Raw genomic sequence first — 25,861 nt, 5'->3', positions numbered from 1 at the left:
CGAAGCGGAAAGAACATTGGCTATCGTTTGAATGGACGACTTTACAAGGCTCAAGGGATGACCTATTGGGATGTATTTGCGTCAGGCATGCCCGATACGTAGCTAGCTAAAACAGCCTGTCAGTTAACCCATCCGTGCTTATGATTGGTGTCTAGTTAAAATCGGGCATGTGTACCTGGTAAAATGCTCGGTTTCGCTTTTTCTTGTACACTGGCTCCTAATAGACAGCTCATTTTCGTTTTAACAAGTTGGTAAGCCCTTCGATGCATACTGGCTTCCTCTAAACGTGAATGAGGCTTTTTTTGTATATTCCTTTTCTAAAGAAGTGAGTATAGGAAACCTGTATAGCCCTTATGATCGTTGTGGAAGCCGTAGACCCTTCAAAATAGGTCAATATTATTTTCCTTTTTCTTACATATAGATCCTTACTGCGCTTCTCTAAAATGTTCATAGCACTTAGTTCCGGAGAAAGGTTTTAAAAGTCTCTTTCTTTATGATCTTTAAACATTTAATCCAATTATTTAGATTCGGGTTTGGAATAGAGGATTCTTTTTCTTCGCACTACAAATTTAACAGCAGAAAATCATAATAATCCTTATCGGGGAGAGTTCAAAAGCTGTATATACCAATTCTTATTTGAACTAGTGTTCCAAAAAAAAGGTTTAGATAAAAAACGGGACTATTTAGGGGGTTTACTAAAGTATTTAATGGGTAAAGGGTAAATGAATTTAGGTCTAATGTCTTATTAAGTGGACAGGGAAAGAGGTGATAGTATGAATCGATTTTATAAACGTTATTCAGACGTGATTTTTCACTTATTTAAAGATAATAAATGGATTAATTTGACTGAATTATCCGATAAAACAGGGTATTCAAAAAGTACAATCCGACGTGATTTAAAATTCCTGGAGACTTTAATCCCCGAGGGATGGGGTTTTGAGAAAAGTGAAAGTCTTGGAATATGTCTTATTAAACCTGAAAATGGTACTCTAGAAAGTTTATTGGTGCAAATAAGAGAGAAGAATTCCTATTTTCACATATTAAAGTTAATCCTTTTGAATGATGGTGTTGATATTTCACAGATTTCTCAAGAGGTGCATATTAGTCGTTCCACCGCATATCGTCACCTTGAAAAATTACAGGAGGTAGTACGGGAAGCAGGTGTTGACTTATCTGCTAGCCCATTCAAATTAGTAGGAGATGAAAAAAAAATCCGACGCTTTATCATGCAAAATTTGGATTTTGCGACATTGGAAACCTATCCCGATAAAGATTCTCTCGATGAAAAGGAATTTCAAACAACTTTACTTCAATTGTTTTCAAAACATTCGATGTCATTTCGGACTGGTGCCTTACACCGACTTACAATGATTTTATATATATCTAACCTTCGTGTTTCCATGGGTTATTTCGTTTCATATCCAAAATCAGTCTTAATTAATTATGAAGGCAGTAAGTATTTTGAATTCTCCAAGGAACTAGGACATTACATGGAAAGATGCCCCACAAGAGATATCCAGCTTCAGGAAATATTTTACTTAGCGATTTATCTCATGAGTGAGGAAAAACCACTTAATAGATCACAACATCTTCGATACCTTCGAAACAGGATGAAAAGTAAACGAGGGTTTCCGTTAACTCAATTTTTAGACTCCCTTTCTGAATATGTTTGTTTTAATCTATCACAAGATGATATCTTCTTGTTTCATTTATACCAAACATTAAAGAGAATATCACTTGAAACAGAATTTGAAATGGAGACTGTAAGGAATTCCATGTTGCAATATCTTCCATATTTCGAGTATAATCCAATTTTTCAGACCATTGAGGAGCTGGCTACTAAATCTTTCTTGACAGTTCCGCTTAAAATTAAGAAGCTGGATGTTTTGGAAATATTCTCGCTCCTTCAGGCAGCCATTTTACGAAATAAGAATCAACACACAATAATAGTTGCTTTAGTATGTCGTACATATACCGAAAAAGATTATATAAGGGAAGTGTTAAAGTATCACTACGGAAGTCAGGTTAGAATTTCAACATTCGATCCCTCCAGCAAAGAATTGATTTACAAGTATGAAGAGATTGATTTAATCATTTCGACGGAAGAAGACACTGGTGTATTTCAGAAAATTCCGTTAATTAAGGTATCCTCTTTTCCAACTCCTTCGGAATTAATGCAAATTAAACAATTTTTTGAAGATCATTTTTTTGACCAATTCAGTATGGACCCGGGATTGATTTATCCATATGAAAAAATGAATGCCGTTGTTAAATGATTCACTATGCAGAAAAAACAGATTCGACTTTATTTTGCACAAACGAATGCTACCAATGGCAGGAAAACGTTGGTAAAGGGAAGAACCTAAGAATATCGGTTTCTGGGGTACTCCCTCTTTACCAGGGGTTTCACTTCAGCAAGGAATAGACATATGTATCATGAGGGATCCCGTTTTGGTACATATAACTCCTTAATACTCCTTCCTGGATGAAACCCAGCTTAAGCAAGAGCTCACTTGATGGCTGATTTTCCAGAAAAACGACCGCGCCGATACGGGTTAAATCAAGGTCGGTGAAACCGTAGGCGATAGCTTCCTTAAGCGCTTCTGACGCAAATCCTTTGCGCCAATGTGCTGGATGGATTTCATAACCGATTTCGGCCCGTCTGTATTTGGGACTGTGGGCATGAAAACCGATGGTGCCAATCAATTCCTGTGTATCTTTTCTTTCAATTCCCCATCGAATTGCTCGTTTTTCATGATAGTTTTTCGCAAAGGCTGCTACAATATCCTTGGCCTGTTCGATATTTTCCAATGAATCCTGGCCATAATAGCGGGTGACTTCATCTTTTGATAAGCATTGGAAAAGAGCTTCCGCATCACTTTCACGAATTTCCCGTAAGCGTAACCTTTCTGTGTTCAATACAGGAAACATTTTTTTCCTCCTCATAAATCTGTTTTCTATCTATTCGGTCCCCACAAAGGGTTTTCCTTTATTATGAAGTGCTTATTTTGCCGGTATTATCGGTGGTAATCGGACAAGCTAACATTAGTTCAATTTTAAAAAAACATTGGATGAAGGGGAGATAGATCATGGGAAAAAAACATCGCAACCGCATCGCTTCACCAAAAAAGAATAACCATATACCGAAAGCGGATATCATTGCAGAACATGAAGCACACGGTAAGGAATATTCTGCAAATAAACGAAAGAACGGTCCTGGTTCCAATACAGATTGAGTAAACGTAGTGACCGCTCCTGCCTTTAATGGCTGGGCGGTCTTTTGTGTTTCTTGCCAACGAAGGGTCCATCCTATATCTTAAAGAATGAAGATACATTGAAGGGAGTTAGGATGATGAAAGCACTTGTCTTTGATGATTTCGGCGGGCCGGAAGTTCTGTCTGTAAGGGAAATTGCAGAACCTGAACGTTCAAAATCAGCCGTGATCGTTCGAATGAAAGCAATTGGATTGAATTTTGCTGATGTATATAGAAGGAAAGGGAATTATCATTTGGTGGGTGATCCCCCATTCATTCTAGGGTATGAAGGGGCAGGGGTCATCGAATATGCCGGGGAAGATGTCCATCATGTGAAAGCAGGAGATCGTGTCGGGTTCGCTGATGTTCCCCATGCCAATGCGGAGCTGGTTTCAGTTCCAGCTGATAAGCTGTTGCCGCTGCCTGAGGGCATTACCTTCGAAACGGCCGCTTCCGTTTTACTTCAAGGATTGACTGCCCAATATTTAACGCATGATAGCCATCGAGTTAAAGAAGGGGAAACCATTCTGGTCCATGCCGCTGCAGGCGGAGTCGGTCAATTACTGACACAGATGATCAAGATGAAGGGCGGTCAGGTCATTGGGTTGACCTCATCAAATGATAAAGCGGCTGTTGCCAAACAAATGGGTGCGGATCATGTTTTCCTTTACGGATCGGACTGGGTGGAGTCCATTAAGGATGTTACCGGCGGTAAAGGCGTTGATGTCGTTTATGAATCAGTGGGCCAAACCTTGATCGATAGTTTCCGTGCGACCAAGACTGGAGGAGCTGTCGTATTCTTTGGGATGGCAGGCGGTGATCCAGAGAAAATCGATCCCAGAATGTTAATGGATACATCCAAGGCATTAATTGGCGGAGACCTTTGGAACGTCCTGACTACCCATGAAGAACGGACAAGAAGAACAGCAGAGCTGTTTCAATGGATTCTGTCAGGGGAAATCCGCATCAAAGAACCGACTCTTTTTTCGTTGGAAAATGGGGCGGATGCACATCGACTTCTTGAAAGCAGGAAAAGTTCGGGGAAACTATTATTAATACCATAACAAATCATGAGGGCTTTCCATTCTAAATGGGGGCCTGTTTGTCTGCCGAGATTCAACCCCTTATTCATACTGATGATTAAAACCTTTTTCAGTTCCTTTATATAAACCAATGCTTAGACCCTTGGAATAACACCATAATAAATGCCCCTGCCATTACAAGTGTTATGGCCTGCCGTCAAAACAACTTGCTTCCCAAGTCCCGTTATCCACAAAAGCCATATGCAATACACGAATTCAGAGGAGAAATCCACAGTGCGCCAATCACCAAACCACAATCGTCATTCTGCAATTCACAGTCGGCATTTGTTACAAGCAAAAAAAAGAGAACGGATCCGTTCTCTTGGAAAACATATTATTTTAAGACGAAATGGAGAGAACATCGAGACGCTCCTTTTGGATCGCGAAATAGGATTGGAGGGTTTCCTTTTTCTTTGTGAGAGGGAAGTTCCGGACGTCCGGGGCCACTGCATGATTGCCGAATTGGAGAAGCAAGGTCAACAGCCTGTCCAACTGGCCATATGCATCGTTTCTAATGCGGGCCATATATTCGGCCGCGGCCTGTTTATCTTCGGTATTTTTCCCTTTTCCTTCCGCCCGGAATTCATCGGTCACTGTCTTTACACGGGAAATGAGCCATGTTTCGCACCAGTCGTTCAGCACATGGCGGATGAAGTCCGCTTGATGGTATTTACGGAGAATGGGCTCGATATGTTCATCCATTTCCAAACCATTCACTTCCCGGCGGAGAGCTTTCTCAGAGATGTTTCTATGAAAATGGTCGCGTTCAAGCAGGCTTTTGATGGATTCTGCCTGGTGGGCATACTTGACCATCTGTTCCAATGCTTCATTGTACATGATTTTGCTTAAATAAGCAGAGGCTTGTTTTGGGGCTAGAAGCAACTGCTTATTGGCAGGTAGAGCCTGGCCAAATTTCTTAAGGGAATGAGAATAGATGAAACGGGCTAATTTCTGCAGTTCCTTTTGGATATCATGGGAGATGTTCGTCGCTTCTTGCAGAAATGAACGGAAAATATATTTGCCGACCCGTTCCAATTCCATGCATACAGAATCATTGATATGCCCAAGGTAGCCAGAGTTAAAAATCGTTCTCCGCAACAAAGTCCGTTCCGCCCTATTTTCCTTATACTCATCCAAGATGCCTTCGGTAAAGGTGAATACCAGAACTTCTTTTTTTGAAAAAGCCCTGCTCGCAAAAGAAATCTTTACGATATGGCCTAAAGCGTCATGGATGGCAGCGACTGCATCCAATAAGCGCTGCCTTGTGAATGGCGAGCTGGAATCAGGAACGATTTCATGATAATCGAACAGGACTTCTTCAGACTTCAAAACGGACATTCGGAAGGCACCCATAAGCAGCAGCCGTTTTCCATGAATCGTCAAGGCTTTGAAAGCAGCACTATAAAAGAAACGGTACTTTTTGCAATAACGGTCCGTCTTCCTGTTATAGCCAAGATTACTTGCAGGACCAAGGTTAAACTTGTACAAAACATCTTCACCTAGATGAACAGGCACAAACACTTTTTTTAGTGATCCTTGTGGTGCGGTGAATTTATGGATGATCTGCCTTAAGTACTTTTCTGTCGTTCCGACTCCCCGGGCCATCATATGAAGCGGGCTCTGAATGACCCCATCCCAATCACTGTGGAGCAAGGCGTACAAACACGTATCGAATTCAGTGGAGGATACATTTCTTAATAGGTATCGGTATGTTTCTTCATAAATCATAAGGCTTCGCCCCCTTTGGCATCGATTCTTTTCTAGAGTCTATATAAACACTGAATCGGAAAAAGTAGCATCGGTGGAGCAAATAGTTTTGACGTAATTTCGCTAGATTTAAAAAATAGTAAATTAGTTGCACAAAAGTGGTAAAATGGGTAAATAGGAACATACATGACAAGGAGAGATTTTTCAAACCATGATACTTTCACTACTCGGTTTCATCTTAAAAGGAATTTTAATGAAAATACCATTTGCCATATTGGGACTTTCCTTGATTCCGCAGAGATGGACGAACGCCATCACCAAAAAAGATATACCTTTTTTCATAGAACAAGTGCTGAGACTTTTAGTTTCTGCTGCGATATTGTTTTTCGTTATCGATATCATGCTGCTGGATCTTACTGCCGCTGCATTCTTTTCGTGTTTTGCCATTATTCTCGGGCTCTTTCTCATCATCGATTCAAGCATGTATATGTACAGGGCCACTGAATCTTCAAGCACCCGACGGAATCGGAGGGGAAATGAAGCGGCAAAGCAGCCAAAAACACCTTGGAACGTACATTTCAACAGTTTGATGGGTGTCGTGTTGATTGCCGCATGGGTCATCATGCTGTTTTACCCGCTCACTTTTGCCGCAGATCTGCATGGATTGGCGAAGGTCGATAAGAAAAAAGAGCTGGAAGAAGTTCAAGATATAAAAACCATGCCGCTCGTTACAGTGAAAATGGCTGACGCAAAAGGCGATGCGGCGATTAATAAAATAGAAAATGCATCATATTTCACTGAAGGCGAATACCGTCTGACCAATATCAATGATGAATTGGCTTATACATCACCCATTGAAATGGACGGGTTTTTAAAAGCCGGGAAAGCGGAATACACGCCAGGTTATAATCTGATTTCCGCCATATCGACGGATAAAGGGGCAAGTACTGTCAAAGGGAAGATGCTGTATGCTCCCTCACAGTACCTTGATCATGATTTGGAAAGGACCATCCGCAAGGCATATCCGAATAAAATCATCCATGATTCATATTTGGAACCGAATGAAGATGGAAAGCCCTTCTTCGTAGCTTCAGTCGGACATTATTTGAAATACCGCAGCGGTCCCGTGGTGGACGGGGTGGTATTGGTGAATCCGGAAACGGGGGACACGAATTACTATCCAAAAGGAAAAGAACCTAAATGGGTAGATCGGACATTCACATTGGAAACAGCCCTGGAATATTGGACTTACTGGGGAAAATATGTTCATGGTTGGAAAAACCAGTCCCTGATTGGGCCGAAGAAAGATGTCCTGATTCCTAATGAGGATAATATGCAGGTTACGTTTAACGAAAAAGGCGAATTGATTTATGTAGTGGACTTTACCCGGGCTAAATCAAAAGGCAACTCCAAAACCCTTGTAGGTTATGGTGTTTTCAATGCCAAAACCGGTGAAATGACATACTACAAAGGCGTCACGTCCGTTCTGACTGGAAAGGAAGCAAAATCCAACGCCAATGCGAGTGAGTTTTTGTCCAAATATCCAGGGTGGAAAGCCACTAATGGAATTTTCTATACGATCTACGGTGCTCCCACATATGTGATTCCGGTTACAAAGGGCAGCAAGTTCCAAGGTGTGGCGATCGTTTACGCCAATAGCGATAATCCCCAAGTGGTCTTTGGGAAAACGAAAGACGAAGCTTTCCGCAATTATAAAAAGCTGATTGCCTCATTAGGGAAGGTGAACGGTGTGACGCCTCAAAAGGGATTTGAGATGAAAGAAATAAAGGGGAAGGTAATGAGGATCAATGATGCCAATCTCTCGAATGGATACGTATTCCATTTAATCGTCGAAGGCAATGCCAAGAGGTTCTCGGTGGACCCAGGTGTCAATGCGCTATCTGATGTGGTGTTGACGAATGTAGGAGACCGGGTTGTGCTGAAGGTGATGGATATGGAAGAAGACATCGTTCCAGTCGATGAATTCACTAATCTGGATTTGCCAAAGAATTGATAATGGACCGTGGACATATACACTTTCCATATCCAATATAACATGAAAAAAAGCATTGTTATCCACAATGCTTTTTTCATGTTTTCGAATGATTGTCATGATAAGTCCGATAAATTGAATGAATGGATGGATTCCATATAATATCCCTTTTGAATGACGGCTTTTATGGCAAAGTGCCCATTTAACCGTTTCCGCACGCGATACAGAAGTGAAGCGATTTCCTCTGCCGTCACAATTTGCTCGGGATCCCCGACTCGCTCTGGCCAGACTTGTTGGACAATTTCTTCCTTTGAAATAAGATTGTCCAAATTTTCATATAGCAGCTTAAAGCAATTGAATTCCTTGGTCGGCATTTTAATGGGTGCTTCTTCATTGATGATCACGGTCTGAAGGTGCTCATTGATAGCGACGGTTTGCAGGAATTCGGCGGGGTTCACCGGCGTGAAATCCATTGTTAAATCGTTGTCGATGGAGATTATGAATTCAATCAATCCATTGACCAACGTAATCGAATCCCCCGGTTCAATGTGACAGGGATTGCCCGGTACGAGCGGCATCTGGTTCACGGAGGTGCCGTGTTTACTTGCCAAATCTTCAATGAGGAGCTGCCCTTCCTCCATATAAATCCGGCAATGTTCCCTGGAAACAAAGTCATTGTAAAGCCTGAAATCAGCTTTGGAGTGCTGGCTTGCCCGTCCGATCAGCAGGCTTTTCCCTTCATATACATAGGCGAATTCCTCGGTTTGGCCTTTGTGCATGGTCCTCAATACAACCTTGAAAGTTTTATAGATCATTCACTTCATACCCCTTAAAAAATCTGAAAATTTAAATTATTTTCATGAATTTATCATTTTGGCTACATGGCTGTTTAGTGGGTTCAATTTTATAATTATAAATTATCAGTCGCTTACTTACTAACGAAAAATGAAAAAAATCCAAATTAGGCACACAGCCATTATAACAAAGAGGAACGAAGGATGAAGAAGAAACTCTATTTTTGCTGATGTTCGCTTTGACTGTGGGAGAAGTGGTTCCTCAAAGCCGGTCAGGCAGCACCGGAAGAAGTTTGCGATGAAAATGTACCTTACGCTTGTGGAAAAGGAGTTGACCAAAGGTGAGTATGTGGAGAGATAGGATAAATGCCTTCAGCATCCTGCTGATGATCATCAGTATGATCGTATATATTATTTTTCCCCAGCCCTTTACCCTCATTCTGTACTGTATATTTGGCATTGCCTTTATCAGCCTGACTTTACTGAATTAAGCATATCCTTGAATGGGTGGAGGACGGAACCAATAAGAAGAGAAGAAACAAGCCTGCCGAATCAATGGCAGGCTTTTTTGATGCATAATGTTTCATAACAAAATTGATTGGAACGGAAGGCGCGAGACTTCTGCGGGATAAGCGCATCGAGGGAAGGCCCCACAGGAGTAAAGCCAGTGCCTCGGGTGGAATGATTTTCATCGGGTTTGTCTACAGTATGAAGCAGGAACCCATTAAGGGTACCTGCTTTATTTCATTCTAAGGAACCGCAATCGGTTTATGAAATCATTTAACACGACTTTAAAAGAGCCATTTTTATGCAAAAAAGGTATAATTAATTGTTAGAAGCAGACATTAAAAAATGGACTGCAACTTAGTTTTATCGCGTGTTTTAACTGAATCTTGAGCGAAATATCTTTTATAAAAAAGTCAAAATAAGAAAAGGAGAAACCATGACTAATGAAACAGGATGGAATTTAGACAATAGCTATGCACGTCTACCGGAAAAGTTTTTCACGAGCACGAACCCGACTCCTGTACGTTCACCGGAGTTGATCATTCTCAATGAGGGTGTGGCGGATTCTCTTGGTTTGGACATGAAGTCGCTGCAAAGCGAAGATGGTGTGGCGGTGTTTGCCGGAAACGAGATCCCGCAAGGTGCTTCGCCTCTTGCCCAAGCATATGCTGGGCATCAATTCGGTCATTTTAACATGTTAGGGGACGGCCGGGCGATATTGCTTGGCGAGCAGGTGTTGCCAGAAGGCGGTAGGGTCGATATCCAGCTGAAGGGTCCAGGAAGAACGCCATATTCCCGCGGGGGCGATGGCCGGGCTGCACTTGGACCGATGCTGCGCGAATATATCATCAGCGAGGCGATGCACGGGCTCGGCATTCCTACCACCAGAAGTCTGGCAGTGGTGACGACCGGTGAAACGGTGCTCCGTGAAACAGGGCTGCCTGGTGCCATCATGACCCGTGTGGCTTCGAGTCATCTTCGTGTCGGAACTTTTCAATTTGCTGCAAAATGGGGCACGATCGAGGAACTCCGGACACTTGCCGATTATGCCATTGAGCGTCATTTTCCAGACATTGAAGCAGATGAAGGCCGTTATCTTTCACTGCTGCAGGAAGTGGTCAAGCGTCAGGCTGAGCTCATTGCCCAATGGCAGCTGGTCGGCTTCATTCATGGAGTGATGAACACCGACAACATGACGATCAGCGGGGAAACCATCGATTATGGCCCTTGCGCCTTCATGGATGCCTATGACCCTGCAACCGTATTCAGTTCAATTGATAGGCAAGGTCGCTATGCCTATGGAAACCAGCCGGTAATTGGAGGCTGGAATCTTGCACGGTTCGCCGAATCCCTATTGCCGCTGTTGCATGATGACGAGGATCAGGCGGTTACACTGGCCCAAGATAAGATTTCCGTTTTTAATGATCTGTATCACTCCAATTGGTTAGCGGGAATGAGGGCGAAACTGGGGATATTCAATGAAGAGACTCAGGATGAGGCCCTTGTTAATGGCATCCTCAGTATGATGAAGAAGCATGGTGCCGATTATACCAATACTTTCCGTGCTCTGACCTTTGATAAAATGGAGGATACGGTCCTTTTCGGGACACCGGAATTCGCCCAGTGGCAGGAGCTTTGGCAGGCGAGGCTAGGGAGGCAGAAGGAATCGAAAGAGTCTTCGAATCAGTTGATGCAGAACAGCAATCCTGCAGTGATTCCGCGGAACCACCGGGTGGAAGAGGCGTTGGAGGCGGCAGTGGAACAAGAGGACTACAGCGTGATGGAACGGCTGTTGAATGTTCTTGCAAATCCTTATGCACACTGCGAAAAACAAGCAGAATACGCCGCACTGCCTGAGTCAACAAAACCTTATCGGACTTTTTGCGGTACCTGATAATAAAACATGCATGGAGATAATGTAAGAGCTCCCGCGATTGAAGTCGATTCTTCGTCAACTTCAATTGCGGGAGCCCTTTTTGTGTTCATCAGTAAAAAAGTTTTGTTTGAAGAATGTCCAGGGCACGGTCAATCTCCGCTAAATCTTCCTTTGATGCATGTTGCAGCCGGCTTTGAAAACAGGATTCCACGATTGCAAAAGCCTCGTTCATCATCATTTCCCCTTCTTTGGAGAGGCGGATGTATTGTTTCCGTCTATCTTCCGAATCACTTATTTTTTCAATTAAATTCTTTTCGCTTAATTTTTTCAGTTCACGGCTCGTGTTAGGCATGGAGATATGATGACAGTCACTGATTTCACTTGGTGTGACAGGCTGACTGACGGTTATATATTCAAGAATTTTATATTGTACCGGCGTGATGGAATCGGATTTGGCGTTTTGTGTCAATTCGTGTGTCACTTGATGTACGGAAGTTGTAAATGTGACCATTTTTTCAAAAAGAGCTTTTTTGTCCATAACTTTCACCTCTTACTGAGAAGATATCAAAAATATTATCAAAATACAATTATCATTTGACAATAAAAAAGATGGTGTTATATGATTGTTATCAAATGATAAGTAAATAGGGGGTACGTCATGAACATGCTGGTCATCTACACATATCCAAATCATAAAAGCCTAAGCTATGCTTTTTTAGAAAAAGTCGTCAAGGGAAGTAAGGAGAACCCGAACATAAAGGGGCTGCAGGTCTTGGATTTATATGAAGAGGGCTTCAATCCGCTCTTGGAGTTCAATGAGCATAAACGAAGGCGTGATATGCATCGTGATCCTCAGTTTGAAAAATATAGAAATCAAATTATTTGGGCCGACAAGATTGTCTTTGTCTATCCGATCTGGTGGGGGAGGCCACCGGCCATGCTGATGGGATACATCGATCAATTATTTTCTGCGAATTTTGCCTACAGGGATAAAAAGGGCTTGTTCCCGGAAGGCCTTCTGAAAGGAAAGTCGGTCGTATGTGTGTCCACGATGAAGGGACCTGCAAAGTATCCGCTTCTCTGGTTGAATGATGCGCATAAAATATTGATGAAAAGAGCACTATTCAATTTTGTCGGAATCAAGAAGGTGAAGTTTTTCGAATTCGGTAATATGGAAAGCCCAAAGGGGAAACAAACGCAAAAGCTAGAAAAGGTTTATCGGTATTTCAGGAAGGTGGCTAGCTAAGTTTTTACGAGATTAAAGAAGAACCCCATTCATGCATAATGAATGGGGGGTGGCCGTATTCATGGTTTTGTTTTCACGATCCTCCATTTGTTCTTGATAAGGGTAAGGATCGTACAAATCAACAGGATCGTCAATGAAGCCAATCCGCTGAACCATATGCTTTGGAATTCACTTACATGAGGCTGGATGATATATGAAGCCACAATCGCCAGGACCGCGCTTATCGGTATGTAATCAGCGACTTTTCCTTTACTGAATACGATAACCAGGATTGGAGCCAGCAATGCCGAGTATATATTGCCTGAATAAAATAAGAGCTCCAATAGGTTTGGGGAATAGAAGAGTGTGGCAACGAAAACCAATCCTCCAATACAGATCGAAAGCAGGCAGGCCATCCTTATTTTTTGCTGGTCGCTTTTTTTTGTTTGTAATGGTTCAAGAATATTGGCTACGATCAGGCTTACCAATGAATGCAGGCAGGCACCGAAGGTTGAGGTGATTGCACTGATGGCGCAGAGCACAAAAAGGATGAAAAAGAATGGTGTCGTTATTTTATTTGCCAATCCAGCCAGAATCGAATGTATATCAGTGAAGCCGCCCGTAAAGATTACCATGATGAACAGGGATGAAAAGGAGAGCGGGAATATGATCCATATAAGGCCGGATAAAGAGAATGTCAATCGAACCTTTTTCATTTCTATCATGAATAATCGCTGCCACGAAGTCAGGTCAAAGAAAAACTGGCCGAACCCGACAAGAAGTCCTGCAAAAAGAAAACGCCATAAATCATACTTATTGATTACGAGCATGTATGGATGGTATAAACGAATCCCATCATAAACAGGCTGAATCCCTTCCTTGACGAAAAAGTATAAAGGAATCAAGATAACTGCGGCAAACATGGATATGACCTGAAAAGCTGCGAATCCATGAATGAGCTTTAACCCGCCGAATCCAGCATAAAGGACACAGAAAGCGAAAAAAAAGAACAGCCCGACATAGAGGGGCGTATCGAAAAGAAACTGACATAGGGTGGACGCGGCCATTCCCTGAATGAATAAAATGTGTAAGCTGGTTATGACCAGGATCACGATCAATATCCAATATCCGAGGGGATGGAGCCGGGCTTTTAAATAGTCCCCGATGGTCAAGCCCTCGGGGAAATCCTGCCGGACCCTCTTCCCGATGAAGCTGAACATGAACAGGGCGATCGCTCCCATCAGGGCGTATCCGATCCCTCCGAAAACTCCATACTTCACCATCGATTCAGGGGAGGATAATATTGTGGTGCCTGTCACCCAGCGTGCCAGGAGGGAGATGATCCCCAAGCCCATCCCGACTTGAATGGGGCCTTGTACGTATTCTTGAAATGTACGTGATCGCAATGTTCATTTTCCTTTCTCGCGGAACTCCTTGGGCGTGATTCCCTCTATCTTCCGGAATAAAGTGCTGAAATAATGCTGGCTATTGAAACCCGATTTTTCAGCGACGTCTGATATGCTCCAGCTGGTGTTATTGGTCAAGGCCCTTTTTGCGGCCTTTATTCTATAGTGCATTAAATATTCCGAAAATGAAGTGCCGACTTCTTCATGGAATTTCCTGCTTAAATAAGTCGGATTGGTATGCACTTCACGGGCGATGTCCGAAAGGGAGAGTTTTTCGGCATAGTTTTCATGAATGAATGAAAGCGAATGGTGAATAAGCGTTGAATAGTTATGGGAAGATTCCCTTTTGTCATACTTGGCAAGGACTTTATGCAAATCGCTTTCTATTACAGGTTTCGTTAAATAATCAACCACGCCTATCCTGATGGATTGCTGGGCATAATCGAAACTTTGATGCGCGGTCACCATGATGATTTCGACTTCTTTGTTCAGCGCCCTTAGGTCTTCACCAAATTCAAGACCCGATCGCCCCGGCAGATTAATATCCAGGAAAGCGAGGTTGATTTTATGATTTTGGTTGAGGGTCAGTGCCTGACAGGCATCAGCAGCTTTGTGAAATTTCCAAAAAGGGTAAATGGACTGAATCATATATTCCATTTGTTCAAGGACCAATGGTTCGTCATCAACTAATAATACATTCATTCCTCCGCCTCCTCCATTTTCCTATCAAAAACCAGCGGCCATGATACCTCTACCTTTGTTCCCGATTCATTGGAAGCTATATGTAATTGTGCACGGTCATTGAAATACAAATATAAACGTTTTTGGATATTATCGAGGCCATGGCCGCCATCGTCCGTAACGGAAGATTCATTTCCCATCAATCCATTGTCCGCCACTTCCAGATACACCATCTGCGATTCCAGGTAGAACCGGATATGCAGCAGGGCTTCACCCACTTTTTTTTCCAACCCGTGTTTAAATGAATTCTCCACCAAGGTCTGGAGAATGAAGGGGGGGACCAGTGCGGTTGATAACGGTTCCGGGCACTCCATATCAATCTTGAGCCGATCACCGAAGCGAAGGGTCTGGATGTCGAGATAATGCTGGGTATACTGGATTTCCTGGGAAAGGGGGATCAATGGTTCCGATGCTTTATACTTGAATTTCAGGAATTGCGAAAAAGCCTCTAAGGCCCGTATCAATTCTGCCGTCCTGTTCAGGCGGGCCAAGCCCAGAATGACATTCAGGGTATTAAACAAAAAGTGCGGCTGGATCTGCTGGTTCAATTTATTATATTGTGCTTCTTGCAGTGCTTGCTCCAGACGGATCTCCTTGTTTTTATTTTCAAGAAGATCGATCCTTTTCTCGAATATGAATAGAAATAAAAGAGCGATAGCTCCCATGATGGGAGCTAAAATGAAGAGCATGATAATTAACGTGAATCCCTCGTAACTTAGCATGGAGAACCTCTGCTTGTTATATTTTTAAATAACTTGAATGATTCTGTTTATTAGTATCATACTAAAGACCCCTCCGGAAATCTACAGCTTAAGACACAATGTGACAAGCCACTTGATGGTTTTGTGCCGATCGTTTCAGTTCGGGCAGCTGTGTTTTGCAGATATCCTGTACAAACGGGCACCGTGTATGGAAGCGGCAGCCGTTTGGCGGGTCGATGGGTGACGGGACATCACCCGTCAATAGGATCCGTTCCCTTTCATGTACAGGATTCGGTACTGGGATGGCCGATAGCAATGCCCTTGTATATGGATGCTGCGGCTGTTCGAAAATGGACTTTTTATCGGCTATTTCGACTATTTTTCCGAGATACATGACCATGACCCGATCCGAGATATGTCTGACCACACCTAAATCATGCGAAATGAAAAGAAAGGTAAGGTCGAATTGGCGCTGCAAGGATTTTAATAAATTCAGCACTTGCGCTTGAATGGAGACATCCAGTGCAGATACAGCTTCGTCACATATGATCAATTTGGGGTCCACGGCCAGAGCCCGCGCAATCCCGATCCGCTGTCTCTGGCCGCCGCTGAATTCATGCGGGTATCTTTCCATGGATTCAGGTCTCAGCCCGACATGTCCCAATAATTCTTCAATCCGGCTCTTCCGGTTTTCTTTAGGGACTACATTTTGGATTGCCAAAGCTTCCCCGAGAATTCTGCCGATCGTCTGTCTTGGGTTGAGGGAGGCAAAGGGGTCTTGAAAAATAACCTGCAGATCCTTCCTGGTACGCCGCATTTCTTTTTTGCCTAAACTCAGTAAATCCCTATCCTGAAAGTGAATGCTCCCGCTCGTCGGTTCATCCAATCGAAGGATGGCCCTTCCGGTAGTCGATTTCCCGCAGCCGGATTCGCCGACGATGCTTAAGGTTTCACCCTGTTTGATATCGAAGGTAATGTCATCAACGGCTTTTACATGATTGATGGTCCTTCCGAAAAATCCACCCTTTATCGGAAAATATTGCTTCAATTGATCCACTTTAAGCAGAACCTTTTTCTCTGCAGCTTGTACACCCATCATTAAATCCCCACCTTCTCTTGAGCTTCATATGCCTTTTCCCATTGGGGGGTGAACATCCAGCAGCTGACCTCCGTGCTTGGGCCGATGGCTTGGAGATCCGGTACGGCTTGTTCACAAATGCTCTTGGCATGTGCACAGCGGGGAGCGAAGCTGCAACCCTTGGGCATGTTGTAAGGGCTTGGAACGGTCCCGGGAATTGTGGTCAGTTCTTCCTGGTCCATGTCCAGACGGGGAAGGGAGTTCAATAAACCAATGGTGTAAGGATGTTTAGGGTTTGTGAATATTTCCTTGGCCAAGGTGTATTCAACAATTTTCCCTGCGTACATGACAGCGACCCGATCACAGGTTTCGTATACGACGCCCAAATCATGTGTAATCAAAATGACAGCCGTCCCGAAATCCTTTTGCAGCGTCTTGATCAGTTCGAGGATTTGGGCTTGGATTGTCACATCCAGTGCTGTTGTAGGTTCATCTGCTATTAAAACCTCAGGGTGGCAGGCAAGTGCCATGGCAATCATGACCCTTTGCCTCATTCCGCCGCTTAGCTCATGCGGCTCCTGTTTTGCCCTCTTTTCAGGTGAAGGGATCCCGACGAGCCGAAGCATGTCGACGGCTTTATCCCATGCTTCCTTTTTTCCCAGCTTTTGATGGAGCCGGATCGCTTCCGCAATTTGCTCGCCCGCAGAATATACGGGATTCAATGACGTCATCGGCTCCTGAAAAATCATCGAAATTTCATTCCCGCGTATGGACCGCATCTGTTTTTCAGACTTTGTAAGCAGATCCTCCCCTTTAAAAAGGATGCTGCCGCCGGCAATCTTGCCGGGTGGCGATGGAATGAGCCTTAACAATGAGAGCGATGTTATGCTTTTCCCGCTTCCCGACTCCCCGACGATTCCAAGCGTTTCCCCTTTATTGAGGGAGAAACTGATCCCATTGACTGCTTTACTCGTTCCTTCATCAGTGAAAAAGTGGGTCTGCAGATTTTTTACCTCCAGTATTTTATCAGCATCCTGATTCATCATCATACCTCCTTAGTTCAAGTCTATTCTTTTGTTAAAGTACCGATAGAGGACATCCACTGCCAAGTTCATGAATACGAAGATGACGGAAGCGATGAGGACCCCGCCTTGGACCATCGGCAAATCCCTCGTCCTGATTGCATCGACTATCAATCTTCCAAGTCCATTGATGGCAAAAACGGACTCTGTCAATACCGTGCCTCCAAGGAGTGCACCGAACTGGAGGCCAACGACGGTAATGACGGGGATGAGTGCATTTTTCAGGCCGTGTTTATAAATGATGATATATTCTTTCAATCCCTTGGCTCTCGCGGTCCGGATATAGTCCTGGCGAACGACTTCAAGCATGCTCGACCTGGTCATCCTGGCAACGATGGCCGCTCCGCCGGCCCCGAGGGTTATGGCTGGGAGAATCATGTGTCTGAATGTTCCCCAACCTGAAACCGGAAACAAATGAAGGTTCACGGAAAAGAAGTAGATAAGCATGAGACCCAGCCAAAAACTAGGTAACGAGATTCCCAATAAAGCAACGATCATGATGGAAATGTCAGCTGCCGAGTATTGCTTGGTGGCCGAGATGATTCCTGCGATCATTCCAAGCACAACGGTTATGAATATGCTGGCAAGTGCCAGTTCAAGGGTGATGGGCAAGCGGACCATGATTTCGTCCAAAACTGGGCGGCTGCTTCGGAGTGATTCCCCAAAGTCACCTTGAACGGCATGAAGGACATAGTCAACATATTGATAGAGGATTGGACGATCCAAGCCAAGCTCATGCCGCAGCGATTCAATCGTTTCCTTGGTCGCTCCTTCACCTGCAAGCAGTGTTGCCGGATCTCCCGGGACCATTTGCATGATGAGGAAAACAACAAGACTTACTCCCAGTAATACCGGTATCGTTTGAAGTACCCGCCGGATAATGAATACGAACATTTTCTCTCCTCCTTATTTTTTCATTCTTGGATCAAGGGCATCTCTAAGTCCGTCCCCGAAGATGTTGAAACCAAGTACCAGTGTTGATATCGCTATCCCCGGAAACAAAGCGATGTGGGGGGCACTGAACAAATAATCCCGTCCGCTGCTCAGCATCGCTCCCCATTCTGGTGAGGGCGGCTGGGCTCCCAGTCCCAGGAATGACAATCCGGCTGCCGACAGAATGGCCGTTGCCAGACGTAATGTAGCTTGTACGATGACCGGTGATAGAATATTCGGAAAAATATGCTTGCATATGATCGTGAAGTCAGTCGCTCCCAAAGCACGAATGGCATCGATATATTCCAGCTTTCTGACTGACAATGTGGAACCCCGTACAATCCGGGCAAACATCGGTATCGAAAAGACGCCGACCGCTACCATTACATTGATCAAGCTCGGACCAAGGGCACTAATGATGGCAAGAGCAAGCAGTATTCCCGGGAAAGCCAGCAGCACATCGACAATCCTCATAATGACGGTATCGATCCATTTCCCGTAATAACCAGCTGCTAACCCGAGGAGTATGCCAATGAACGCCCCGAAGAAAACAGAGACAAACCCAACCGTTAATGAAAGCCGTGTTCCATATAACAATCTGCTTAAAATATCCCTTCCCTTATCATCCGTACCCATCCAATGTTCGGCTGATGGAGTCTGGAGTTTGTTGACCAAATCAATTTCATAGGGATCCTGCGGGGAGATCAAAGGGGCAAAGATAGCCAATAAAATATAAAAAAGTACGATGTACCCGCCTACCAATGCCAATTTATTTCGCTTGAATTTTTTATAAAAGGCTTTCCAGTGTCTTAGTTTCGGAGATTTTCTTTCTTTTACATTCAATTCGGTATTATTGATGACGACCTCTGGCTTCATTGGATTTCCTCCTTTTCTTTCATTCAATTTATTCAAAAAAAGGATTGAAGTAAATATGATGCGGAAAAGCAGTAAAGATAATTAAAAAAAGAGTAAAGATTCTGAAAATATAAAATTCGGTTTTTTTTTATAATTTACAGTAAGCCCGATGTACTCATAGCTGTAAGTTACTTGGAGAAACAAAGGCAGGTTAAAAAGGGAGGAAATAGAATGAGAAAAGGTATGATTGGGTTGCTTTTTGCTTCTTTATTAGGCATCTCATCCGTTTTATCAGGGTGTGCAACAGAAGAAACCGGCAGTAAGGAAACAGTAGAAAAAGCGAAAGAAGGAGGTACGCTGATCGTCGCGCGCTTATCCGACGCGACCACACTTGACCCCCATTTCATAACAGACATTCCATCTGCAAACGTCGTTTATGAAAAGGTTTATCAAACATTGGTCGTTCCTGACAAGAACATGGATCCTAAACCGCTGCTCGCAAAGGAGTGGAAACAACTGGATGATGTCACTTGGGAGTTTAAATTGCAGGAGGGAGTCAAATTCCATGATGGAGCTCCATTCAATGCCGAAGCGGTGAAAACCAATTTCGACAGGGTACTGGATCCGGCAACAGCTTCTCCGCAGGCTGGTAAATTGGAAATGATCAAGGAAATTAAAGTGATTGACGAAACGACCGTACAATTCAAGCTGAAATATCCTTATGCTCCGCTGTTATCGATTTTAGTGAGTAATGAAGGAAGCATCATCAGCCCTAAAGCGATTAAGGAAAATAGTGACAAACTGGCTCAAAACCCCGTTGGGACAGGGCCATTCGTTTTTAAATCGTGGAAGCCTGGTGAGGAAATCGCCCTTTCGAAAAACAAGGACTATTGGGGGAATAAGCCTAAGATTGATGGGGTTGTATTCAAGGTGGTCCCTGAAGATGCCACGAGGATTGCGATGATTGAAACGGGTGAAGCGCATGTGACCGATCAAGTGCCAGTGACGGAGATTGATAGGATCGAAGCGTCGGGCACGATGGATTTATATCGCACAGAGGGACTTGCCGTTGAATACTTAAGCTTCAATGTTAAGAAAAAGCCCTTTGATGATGTAAGGGTCCGTAAGGCGGTCGCTCATGCCATCGAGGTCGATTCCATCATCAAAGGGGTTTATAACGATGTCGGCACGAGGGCAAATTCAACAATGAGTCCAAAGGTGTTTGGTTACGATCCGGATATAAAAGGCTATGACTATGATATTAATGAATCGAAGAAGCTCTTGACTGAAGCGGGAGTCAAGGATGGTTTGGAGTTTACCCTGACGACGAGTGACCGTAAGGAAAGGATCAATATGGCCGAGGTGATTCAATCCCAGTTAAAAGGAATTGGAATTAAGGTCAAGATTCAAGTCCTTGAGTATGGGGCTTACATTGATGCGACAGCCAAGGGCGAGCACCAGGTATCGATAGGCGGCTGGGGCAATGCTACCGGGGATGGAGATTATAATCAATTCAATCTTTTCAATAGCAAATCCCAGGGTGCTGCGGGAAATAGTTCATTCTATAGCAATCCGGAAGTGGATAAATTGATTGAAAATGCACGTAAAGAATCGGATGGCGATAAACGTAAGGAACTATATTCGAAGGCACAGGCAATTGAAAGAGAAGAAGTTCCATATGTTCCTATCCGTAACTATGAACACTTGGCCGTATATGGCGGGACAGTTAAAGGACTTTGGCTGAATCCGGCAAATTATTTAATGCTTGATGACGTAACCGTGAAGTAGGAATTCATCACAAAAGGAAGGCAGCATAAGGATGTTATGCTGTCTTCTCAATTAGGAGGGAAAGTATGATAGATTTACTGCTAATCAATGGGACCGTCATTACCATGGATCAAAACAGGAGAATTCTGCAAGATGGCGCCGTCGCCATACATCAAGGAAGGATTTTAGCTGTAGATGCGACCGAAAAACTGAAATCGAAGTATGAGGCAGTAAAAGTCATCGATTGCAGCCATCAGTGCATATTGCCCGGATTGATAGATGTTCATGGGCATGGGGGACATTCCATGTTCAAAACGATTGCCATGGAGAATATTGATTTTTGGATGCCGATCATGACGAATACGTACAAACATTTTGTAACGGATGAGTTTTGGTATTACGAAGGAAAGCTATCCGCCCTTGAGAGATTGAAGGCTGGCGTGACGACTGGGGTGAGCGTGTTAGGATCCATGCCGCGGTCCGATGAACCGATTTTCGCCATCAATCATGCAAAAGCATACGCCGAAGTGGGAATCAGGGAAGTGGTATGCACGGGTCCTTGCAATCCTCCATGGCCCCATTCATTCAGCCGATGGATCGACGGAAAGAGAGTGGTAAAGGAAGTTACCTATGAAGAAGTATTACAGGGGGCCGAAGCGGTGATCGAGGCGCTGAACCATGAAAATGAGGACCGCACGAGAGCCTTCATTACACCATTTGTTATCGTTACATCGGTGGATCCCTCCAATCCGACATCTCCTGACAGGCTTTATGGGCTGACCGACCATGACCTGTATCAAGCGAAGAAAATAAGGGAGATTGCCAGGAAATATAACACACGCATTCACTCAGATGCCTTTGGCGGGATGATCCATTTAGCGATACAGGATAAGGAAAATGCCCTATTGGGTCCGGATGTCCATTTACAGCACTGTCGGGGCATTTCCTTCGATGAAGCAAGAATACTGGCAGAAACAGGTACCAACGTCAGTGCATCACCTGGATTTGGCCAGGTTCATGCCCGTACCCCGATAACTGAATTATTGGAGATGGGTGCAACTGTGGCAATCTCCACTGATGGGACGTCCCCTTCGACAAGTTTCGATATGTTTCAGGCAATGAGGAAAACACAGTTCGTTCACCAGGCCGCCCTTAGGGACTACTATTATTTACCGCCAGGCAAGCTGTTGGAAATGATCACGATAGATGCTGCGAAATGCATTGGCTGGGATGATGAAATAGGCTCCCTCGAGATCGGGAAAAAAGCGGATGTCATTACGGTCAATCTTCATCAGCCTCACCTGACCCCTGAATTCATGCATGTTCACCGGCTTGTATTTCAAGCTGTGGCGAATGATGTGGAGCATGTCATCGTGGATGGGAAATTGATCATGGAAGGCAGGAATGTACGGACGGTCCATGAAAGTACAGTGCTTGATGAAGCGAATGAGGAGGCCTTTTCAACGATAAAGCGTGCAGGGCTCGAAAAGTATATGCAGCCGACTAAATATTTCTGGGGCCATGCCAGGGCCTATGTAGATGAAAAGCGATATGACGAACGCGAAGACGCTGCCGCGATGGTGAAAGGGGAATAAGATGAAAACCAAACTTAAAGGAAGATATGTAATCGGGTATGATGGGTGCGATCATGTCATTTTGGAAAACGCGGAGATCGTTTATGAAAAAGACACGATTTTGTATGTCGGAAAAAATTATCCAGAAGAAGTGGACGAGGTAATGGATGCCGGTCATGCGATTATCAGTCCCGGGTTCATAGATTTAAATGCATTAGGGGACATTGACCATGATATTTTACATTTTGAAGCCGGTGCCGACAGACAGAAAAACCTTCTTTGGTCGGAGAATTATATAAAAAGCGGACATCCCGAATTAATGACCAAGGAAGAAGAAGCTTTTAAATCACTATATGCTTATTCACAGCTCATACTGCATGGCGTGACGACGGCGATGCCCATTACTTCCGTCTTTTATAAAAGCTGGGCTGAAACCTATGATGAATTGGCAGCTGCCGCAGAACATGCCGCTGGCTTGGGGTTAAGGATTTACCTTGGCCCGAGTTTCCAATCAGGAATGAGAGCCGTCCAGCCTGACGGGAAAATCAAACTGCATTGGGATGAAAAAGCCGGTGAAGCGGGGTTACGGAAAGCGGTCGAGTTTGTGGAAAAGTTCGATGGAGCCCATGAAGGCATGGTCAGGGGGATGCTTGCTCCAGAACGGATTGAGTCTCAAACGGCCGATCAATTAAAACAGATTAAATATTACAGCGAAAAATTGAATGTACCCATTAAGCTTCATGCAGCACAAGGAAGTTTTGAATTCAGCACCATCTGGGAAGCCCATCATGTTACACCGATCAGATATTTGTATGACCTTGGCTTTCTCGGTCCAAGAACAGGGATCCCGCACGCCCACTTTATTTCAGGATACAGTAAAGCAAAATATGGCCAGGGTGATGACTTGGCGCTGCTTGCGGAAACGAATACAACGGTGATCCATTGCCCTCTGATCATCGGGAGGCATGGGGAAGCGTTAGAATCTTTTGCCAAATATAAACGGGCTGGGATCAATATAGCCCTCGGAACGGACACATTCCCTCCTGATATGTTCCAGAACGTCAGGACAGGCAGCATGCTCTCACGGCTGGCGGCAGGAGAAACGGAAGGCTCTGTCTATGCCGATTTCTTCCGGTCAGCCACACTGGATGCGGCCGCTTTTCTTGGCAGGAACGATCTAGGACGCATCGCTGCGGGGGCCAAGGCGGATATCATCGCGATTGACCTGGACGGTTTCCATATGGGGGTAATCGATGATCCGATTCGAACCATGTTCGCAAGCGGATCCGGGAGGGACGTTAAATTATCGATCATCAATGGAAAGGTGGTCATGAAGGATCAAATAATCCCCGACCTTGATTTAACGGAAATCAAATATAAGGGGCAGCAATATTTCAATAAGATGAGAAGAGGCTATATGGAAAGGGACTATCAGGAGCTTCCCGAGAATGAATTGTTTAAGCCATCATTCAAGGTCGTTGAATCGGTAAGCGCTGCAGAAGCCATTTGTGAAAACAAGTAAAGAAAATGAAAAACATAGTAAAGATATTCGAAAGAAATAGTCAGAATATTTCCTATAATTAGATAAATGTTCGAAAAATGAAATTGGGAGGTAGAAGACCATGGGGGTAAAACGTGGGGCAGGAAAGCTTTTTCTAGTCATGATCATGGCTATCATCATTACAGGCTGTTCTTCTAACAATGACGTAAGCACAACAGAAAGTGATCCGAACAAAGCATCAAACGAAGGGGGTACATTGGTCATTGCCCGCCTATCCGACGCTGAGAACTTGGATCAGCAGTTCATGTCCACGATTAACGCCGCTAGCGTCACTCACCATAAAATCTATGAAGGTCTTGTACAGCGGGATGAGAATAGTGAGATACAGCCAATGCTAGCAGAAAAATGGAAGCAAATAAATGACACGACCTGGGAATTCAAGCTTAGGGAAGATGTAAAGTTTCATGATGGCACACCATTTAATGCAGATGCGGTAAAGAAGACGTTTGATCGACTATTGGATCCGGCGGTCGCTTCTCCCAGAGCGGTAGTATTCGATATGGTGAAAGAGGTGAAACCGGTTGATGAATTTACCGTGCAATTCATCCTGAAGGAGCCTTTTTCCCCTCTCCTTTCCATATTGGCGAATCACGAAGGCGGAATCATCAGTCCGAAAACGATTGAAAAGTACGGCAAAAAGATTATCCAGGAACCGAATGGAACCGGTCCTTTCGCTTTTGATTCATGGTCCCCAGGCCAGGAAATCACATTGACGAAAAACGACAGCTATTGGGGAGACGAGCCAAAAGTGGACAAGGTCATCTTCAAGGTCGTCCCGGAAGACTCCACGAGGATATCGATGATAGAAACCGGTGAAGCGCATATCGCCGAGCCGCTTCCTGTAGCGGTCATGGATCAGGTGGAATCATCACCGTCAATGGATGTTTACCGCAGTGAAGGGTATGGTACCGAATATTTAGGGTTCAATGTCAATAATGAACCGTTCAATGATGAAAGGGTCCGTAAAGCCATTGCCCATGCCATTGAGATGGACTCGATTATAAAGGGTGTCTTCAATAATGTGGGAGTAAAGGCGAACTCCTTGATGGGCTCTAAAGTATTCGGGTACAACGAAGATCTCGAAGCCTATGATTACAACTTAAAGGAAGCAAAGAAACTGATGGCCGAAGCAGGATATTCAAAAGGCTTGGATGCGACCATCCTGACAATGGACAGTAAAGAAAGAGTCAACTTGGCTGAGGTGCTTCAATCCCAACTGAAAGGGATCGGGATTAATTTGAAAGTGCAGGTCATGGAGTACGGTTCATTCGTGGAACAAGTGAATAAAGGACAATCGGAAATGTTCATCATCAGTTGGAGAAACGCGACCGGGGATGCTGATTATAATCAATATAACCTTTTTCATACGGAATCACAGGGAGCGGCAGGTAACACATTCTTTTACAGCAATCAAAAGGTTGATCGTTTAATAGATGCCGCCAGGAAGGAAAAAGAAGAAGGGAAACGCAAAGAACTATACGTAGAGGCACAGGAAATCGAAATGGCTGACACCCCGTACATTCCTGTAAGGGTCATAGAAAATGTTGCTGCAGTAGCCAAAGAAGTAAAAGGATTTTCAATCAGCCCTTCAGGCTACCTGGAGATAAATGACGTAACGATCAAGTGATGTGAGATAAGAAGAAAGGGTTCATCCATTAGGGTGAGCCTTTTTCTTTGGAACAATAAGTAAAAATAACATAAAAACGAGTAAAAATACTGAAATTA

At 44.1% G+C, this 25,861-nt stretch carries 21 protein-coding genes; 10 read left to right on the top strand and 11 right to left on the bottom strand.

Going from position 1 to position 25,861, the window contains the following annotated elements; genetic code table 11:
• The first annotated feature begins 773 nt into the window (after window positions 1-773).
• Window positions 774-2,276 (top strand): BglG family transcription antiterminator, encoded by a 1,503-nt coding sequence (locus tag AC3WLU_RS05645; protein ID WP_492596950.1) that lies wholly within the window; start codon window positions 774-776, stop codon window positions 2,274-2,276.
• Between the two features lie 130 nt (window positions 2,277-2,406).
• On the opposite strand, the gene AC3WLU_RS05640 is transcribed toward AC3WLU_RS05645, so the two are convergent.
• The gene (locus AC3WLU_RS05640; protein WP_492596949.1) at window positions 2,407-2,931 is read right to left on the bottom strand and encodes a GNAT family N-acetyltransferase; all 525 of its coding nucleotides are present in this window, start codon (window positions 2,929-2,931) and stop codon (window positions 2,407-2,409) included.
• 158 nt (window positions 2,932-3,089) lie between these two features.
• Between AC3WLU_RS05640 and AC3WLU_RS05635 the strand changes: the two genes are divergently transcribed.
• Window positions 3,090-3,236 (top strand): hypothetical protein, encoded by a 147-nt coding sequence (locus tag AC3WLU_RS05635; RefSeq protein ID WP_100298038.1) that lies wholly within the window; start codon window positions 3,090-3,092, stop codon window positions 3,234-3,236.
• Window positions 3,237-3,352: 116 nt separating this feature from the next.
• Window positions 3,353-4,318, top strand: a complete 966-nt coding sequence (locus AC3WLU_RS05630) for a quinone oxidoreductase family protein (RefSeq protein WP_492596948.1) — start codon at window positions 3,353-3,355, stop codon at window positions 4,316-4,318.
• A 357-nt stretch (window positions 4,319-4,675) separates the two neighbouring features.
• Here AC3WLU_RS05630 and AC3WLU_RS05625 read toward each other — a convergent pair whose 3' ends face one another.
• On the bottom strand, window positions 4,676-6,064 hold the full coding sequence (locus tag AC3WLU_RS05625; RefSeq protein ID WP_492596947.1) for a hypothetical protein: 1,389 nt from the start codon (window positions 6,062-6,064) through the stop codon (window positions 4,676-4,678).
• A gap of 232 nt (window positions 6,065-6,296) precedes the next feature.
• On the opposite strand from AC3WLU_RS05625, the gene AC3WLU_RS05620 reads away from it, so the two are divergent.
• Window positions 6,297-8,057, top strand: a complete 1,761-nt coding sequence (locus AC3WLU_RS05620) for a hypothetical protein (RefSeq protein WP_492596946.1) — start codon at window positions 6,297-6,299, stop codon at window positions 8,055-8,057.
• Between the two features lie 95 nt (window positions 8,058-8,152).
• On the opposite strand, the gene AC3WLU_RS05615 is transcribed toward AC3WLU_RS05620, so the two are convergent.
• A complete protein-coding gene (locus tag AC3WLU_RS05615; RefSeq protein ID WP_268938455.1) occupies window positions 8,153-8,851 on the bottom strand; it encodes an FHA domain-containing protein in 699 nt (232 codons plus the stop codon).
• 922 nt (window positions 8,852-9,773) lie between these two features.
• Here AC3WLU_RS05615 and AC3WLU_RS05610 point away from each other — a divergent pair.
• Window positions 9,774-11,231 carry a protein adenylyltransferase SelO gene (locus tag AC3WLU_RS05610; protein ID WP_492596945.1) on the top strand — a complete coding sequence of 486 codons (1,458 nt, stop codon included), beginning with the start codon at window positions 9,774-9,776 and terminating at the stop codon, window positions 11,229-11,231.
• Window positions 11,232-11,322: 91 nt separating this feature from the next.
• Here the strand turns inward: AC3WLU_RS05610 and AC3WLU_RS05605 are convergent, their stop codons facing one another.
• Window positions 11,323-11,751: a MarR family winged helix-turn-helix transcriptional regulator gene (locus tag AC3WLU_RS05605; RefSeq protein WP_492596944.1), complete on the bottom strand. Its 429-nt coding sequence runs from the start codon at window positions 11,749-11,751 to the stop codon at window positions 11,323-11,325.
• A gap of 120 nt (window positions 11,752-11,871) precedes the next feature.
• Here AC3WLU_RS05605 and AC3WLU_RS05600 point away from each other — a divergent pair, with 120 nt between their 5' ends.
• Window positions 11,872-12,459, top strand: a complete 588-nt coding sequence (locus AC3WLU_RS05600) for an NAD(P)H-dependent oxidoreductase (RefSeq protein ID WP_369315273.1) — start codon at window positions 11,872-11,874, stop codon at window positions 12,457-12,459.
• A 59-nt stretch (window positions 12,460-12,518) separates the two neighbouring features.
• On the opposite strand, the gene AC3WLU_RS05595 is transcribed toward AC3WLU_RS05600, so the two are convergent.
• The 7 genes from AC3WLU_RS05595 to nikC all read right to left on the bottom strand — a co-directional run bounded on the left by AC3WLU_RS05595 (window position 12,519) and on the right by nikC (window position 19,255).
• Window positions 12,519-13,844 carry a sodium:solute symporter family transporter gene (locus AC3WLU_RS05595; protein ID WP_492596943.1) on the bottom strand — a complete coding sequence of 442 codons (1,326 nt, stop codon included), beginning with the start codon at window positions 13,842-13,844 and terminating at the stop codon, window positions 12,519-12,521.
• Window positions 13,845-13,847: 3 nt separating this feature from the next.
• Window positions 13,848-14,546, bottom strand: coding sequence for a response regulator transcription factor (locus tag AC3WLU_RS05590; RefSeq protein ID WP_057278356.1), 699 nt, complete (start codon window positions 14,544-14,546; stop codon window positions 13,848-13,850).
• Window positions 14,543-15,307 carry a sensor histidine kinase gene (locus AC3WLU_RS05585; RefSeq protein ID WP_034304264.1) on the bottom strand — a complete coding sequence of 255 codons (765 nt, stop codon included), beginning with the start codon at window positions 15,305-15,307 and terminating at the stop codon, window positions 14,543-14,545. The genes AC3WLU_RS05590 and AC3WLU_RS05585 overlap by 4 nt, the downstream gene beginning before the upstream one ends.
• Before the next feature lie 88 nt (window positions 15,308-15,395).
• Window positions 15,396-16,385, bottom strand: coding sequence for an ABC transporter ATP-binding protein (locus tag AC3WLU_RS05580; protein WP_276306899.1), 990 nt, complete (start codon window positions 16,383-16,385; stop codon window positions 15,396-15,398).
• On the bottom strand, window positions 16,385-17,407 hold the full coding sequence (locus AC3WLU_RS05575) for an ABC transporter ATP-binding protein (RefSeq protein ID WP_063575164.1): 1,023 nt from the start codon (window positions 17,405-17,407) through the stop codon (window positions 16,385-16,387). The genes AC3WLU_RS05580 and AC3WLU_RS05575 overlap by 1 nt, the downstream gene beginning before the upstream one ends.
• A 12-nt stretch (window positions 17,408-17,419) precedes the next feature.
• Window positions 17,420-18,340 (bottom strand): nickel ABC transporter permease, encoded by a 921-nt coding sequence (nikB, locus tag AC3WLU_RS05570; protein ID WP_144528792.1) that lies wholly within the window; start codon window positions 18,338-18,340, stop codon window positions 17,420-17,422.
• Between the two features lie 12 nt (window positions 18,341-18,352).
• Window positions 18,353-19,255 carry a nickel transporter permease gene (nikC, locus tag AC3WLU_RS05565; protein WP_063575165.1) on the bottom strand — a complete coding sequence of 301 codons (903 nt, stop codon included), beginning with the start codon at window positions 19,253-19,255 and terminating at the stop codon, window positions 18,353-18,355.
• Window positions 19,256-19,465: 210 nt separating this feature from the next.
• On the opposite strand from nikC, the gene AC3WLU_RS05560 reads away from it, so the two are divergent.
• The 4 genes from AC3WLU_RS05560 (at window position 19,466) to AC3WLU_RS05545 (ending at window position 25,763) form a co-directional block, all read left to right on the top strand.
• Window positions 19,466-21,022, top strand: a complete 1,557-nt coding sequence (locus AC3WLU_RS05560) for a glutathione ABC transporter substrate-binding protein (protein ID WP_278089367.1) — start codon at window positions 19,466-19,468, stop codon at window positions 21,020-21,022.
• 65 nt (window positions 21,023-21,087) lie between these two features.
• A complete protein-coding gene (locus AC3WLU_RS05555) occupies window positions 21,088-22,596 on the top strand; it encodes an amidohydrolase family protein (RefSeq protein WP_413003336.1) in 1,509 nt (502 codons plus the stop codon).
• Between the two features lies 1 nt (window position 22,597).
• Window positions 22,598-24,097: a chlorohydrolase family protein gene (locus AC3WLU_RS05550; RefSeq protein ID WP_492596942.1), complete on the top strand. Its 1,500-nt coding sequence runs from the start codon at window positions 22,598-22,600 to the stop codon at window positions 24,095-24,097.
• A 100-nt stretch (window positions 24,098-24,197) separates the two neighbouring features.
• Window positions 24,198-25,763, top strand: a complete 1,566-nt coding sequence (locus AC3WLU_RS05545; protein ID WP_492596941.1) for a glutathione ABC transporter substrate-binding protein — start codon at window positions 24,198-24,200, stop codon at window positions 25,761-25,763.
• The last annotated feature ends 98 nt before the right edge of the window (window positions 25,764-25,861 follow it).

The sequence above is a fragment of the Peribacillus sp. FW305-BF15 genome (assembly GCF_058783805.1).
The sequence above is the reverse complement of the archived record's forward strand: the minus strand, read 5'-3'. Positions and strand labels throughout refer to the sequence as shown.

Coding starts and splice junctions, on each gene's coding strand:
- AC3WLU_RS05645 (WP_492596950.1), top strand. CDS start 774: ATGAATCGATTTTATAAACGTTATTCAGACGTGATTTTTCACTTATTT.
- AC3WLU_RS05640 (WP_492596949.1), bottom strand. CDS start 2,931: ATGTTTCCTGTATTGAACACAGAAAGGTTACGCTTACGGGAAATTCGT.
- AC3WLU_RS05635 (WP_100298038.1), top strand. CDS start 3,090: ATGGGAAAAAAACATCGCAACCGCATCGCTTCACCAAAAAAGAATAAC.
- AC3WLU_RS05630 (WP_492596948.1), top strand. CDS start 3,353: ATGAAAGCACTTGTCTTTGATGATTTCGGCGGGCCGGAAGTTCTGTCT.
- AC3WLU_RS05625 (WP_492596947.1), bottom strand. CDS start 6,064: ATGATTTATGAAGAAACATACCGATACCTATTAAGAAATGTATCCTCC.
- AC3WLU_RS05620 (WP_492596946.1), top strand. CDS start 6,297: ATGAAAATACCATTTGCCATATTGGGACTTTCCTTGATTCCGCAGAGA.
- AC3WLU_RS05615 (WP_268938455.1), bottom strand. CDS start 8,851: ATGATCTATAAAACTTTCAAGGTTGTATTGAGGACCATGCACAAAGGC.
- AC3WLU_RS05610 (WP_492596945.1), top strand. CDS start 9,774: ATGACTAATGAAACAGGATGGAATTTAGACAATAGCTATGCACGTCTA.
- AC3WLU_RS05605 (WP_492596944.1), bottom strand. CDS start 11,751: ATGGACAAAAAAGCTCTTTTTGAAAAAATGGTCACATTTACAACTTCC.
- AC3WLU_RS05600 (WP_369315273.1), top strand. CDS start 11,872: ATGAACATGCTGGTCATCTACACATATCCAAATCATAAAAGCCTAAGC.
- AC3WLU_RS05590 (WP_057278356.1), bottom strand. CDS start 14,546: ATGAATGTATTATTAGTTGATGACGAACCATTGGTCCTTGAACAAATG.
- AC3WLU_RS05585 (WP_034304264.1), bottom strand. CDS start 15,307: ATGCTAAGTTACGAGGGATTCACGTTAATTATCATGCTCTTCATTTTA.
- AC3WLU_RS05580 (WP_276306899.1), bottom strand. CDS start 16,385: ATGATGGGTGTACAAGCTGCAGAGAAAAAGGTTCTGCTTAAAGTGGAT.
- AC3WLU_RS05575 (WP_063575164.1), bottom strand. CDS start 17,407: ATGAATCAGGATGCTGATAAAATACTGGAGGTAAAAAATCTGCAGACC.
- nikB (WP_144528792.1), bottom strand. CDS start 18,340: ATGTTCGTATTCATTATCCGGCGGGTACTTCAAACGATACCGGTATTA.
- nikC (WP_063575165.1), bottom strand. CDS start 19,255: ATGAAGCCAGAGGTCGTCATCAATAATACCGAATTGAATGTAAAAGAA.
- AC3WLU_RS05560 (WP_278089367.1), top strand. CDS start 19,466: ATGAGAAAAGGTATGATTGGGTTGCTTTTTGCTTCTTTATTAGGCATC.
- AC3WLU_RS05555 (WP_413003336.1), top strand. CDS start 21,088: ATGATAGATTTACTGCTAATCAATGGGACCGTCATTACCATGGATCAA.
- AC3WLU_RS05550 (WP_492596942.1), top strand. CDS start 22,598: ATGAAAACCAAACTTAAAGGAAGATATGTAATCGGGTATGATGGGTGC.
- AC3WLU_RS05545 (WP_492596941.1), top strand. CDS start 24,198: ATGGGGGTAAAACGTGGGGCAGGAAAGCTTTTTCTAGTCATGATCATG.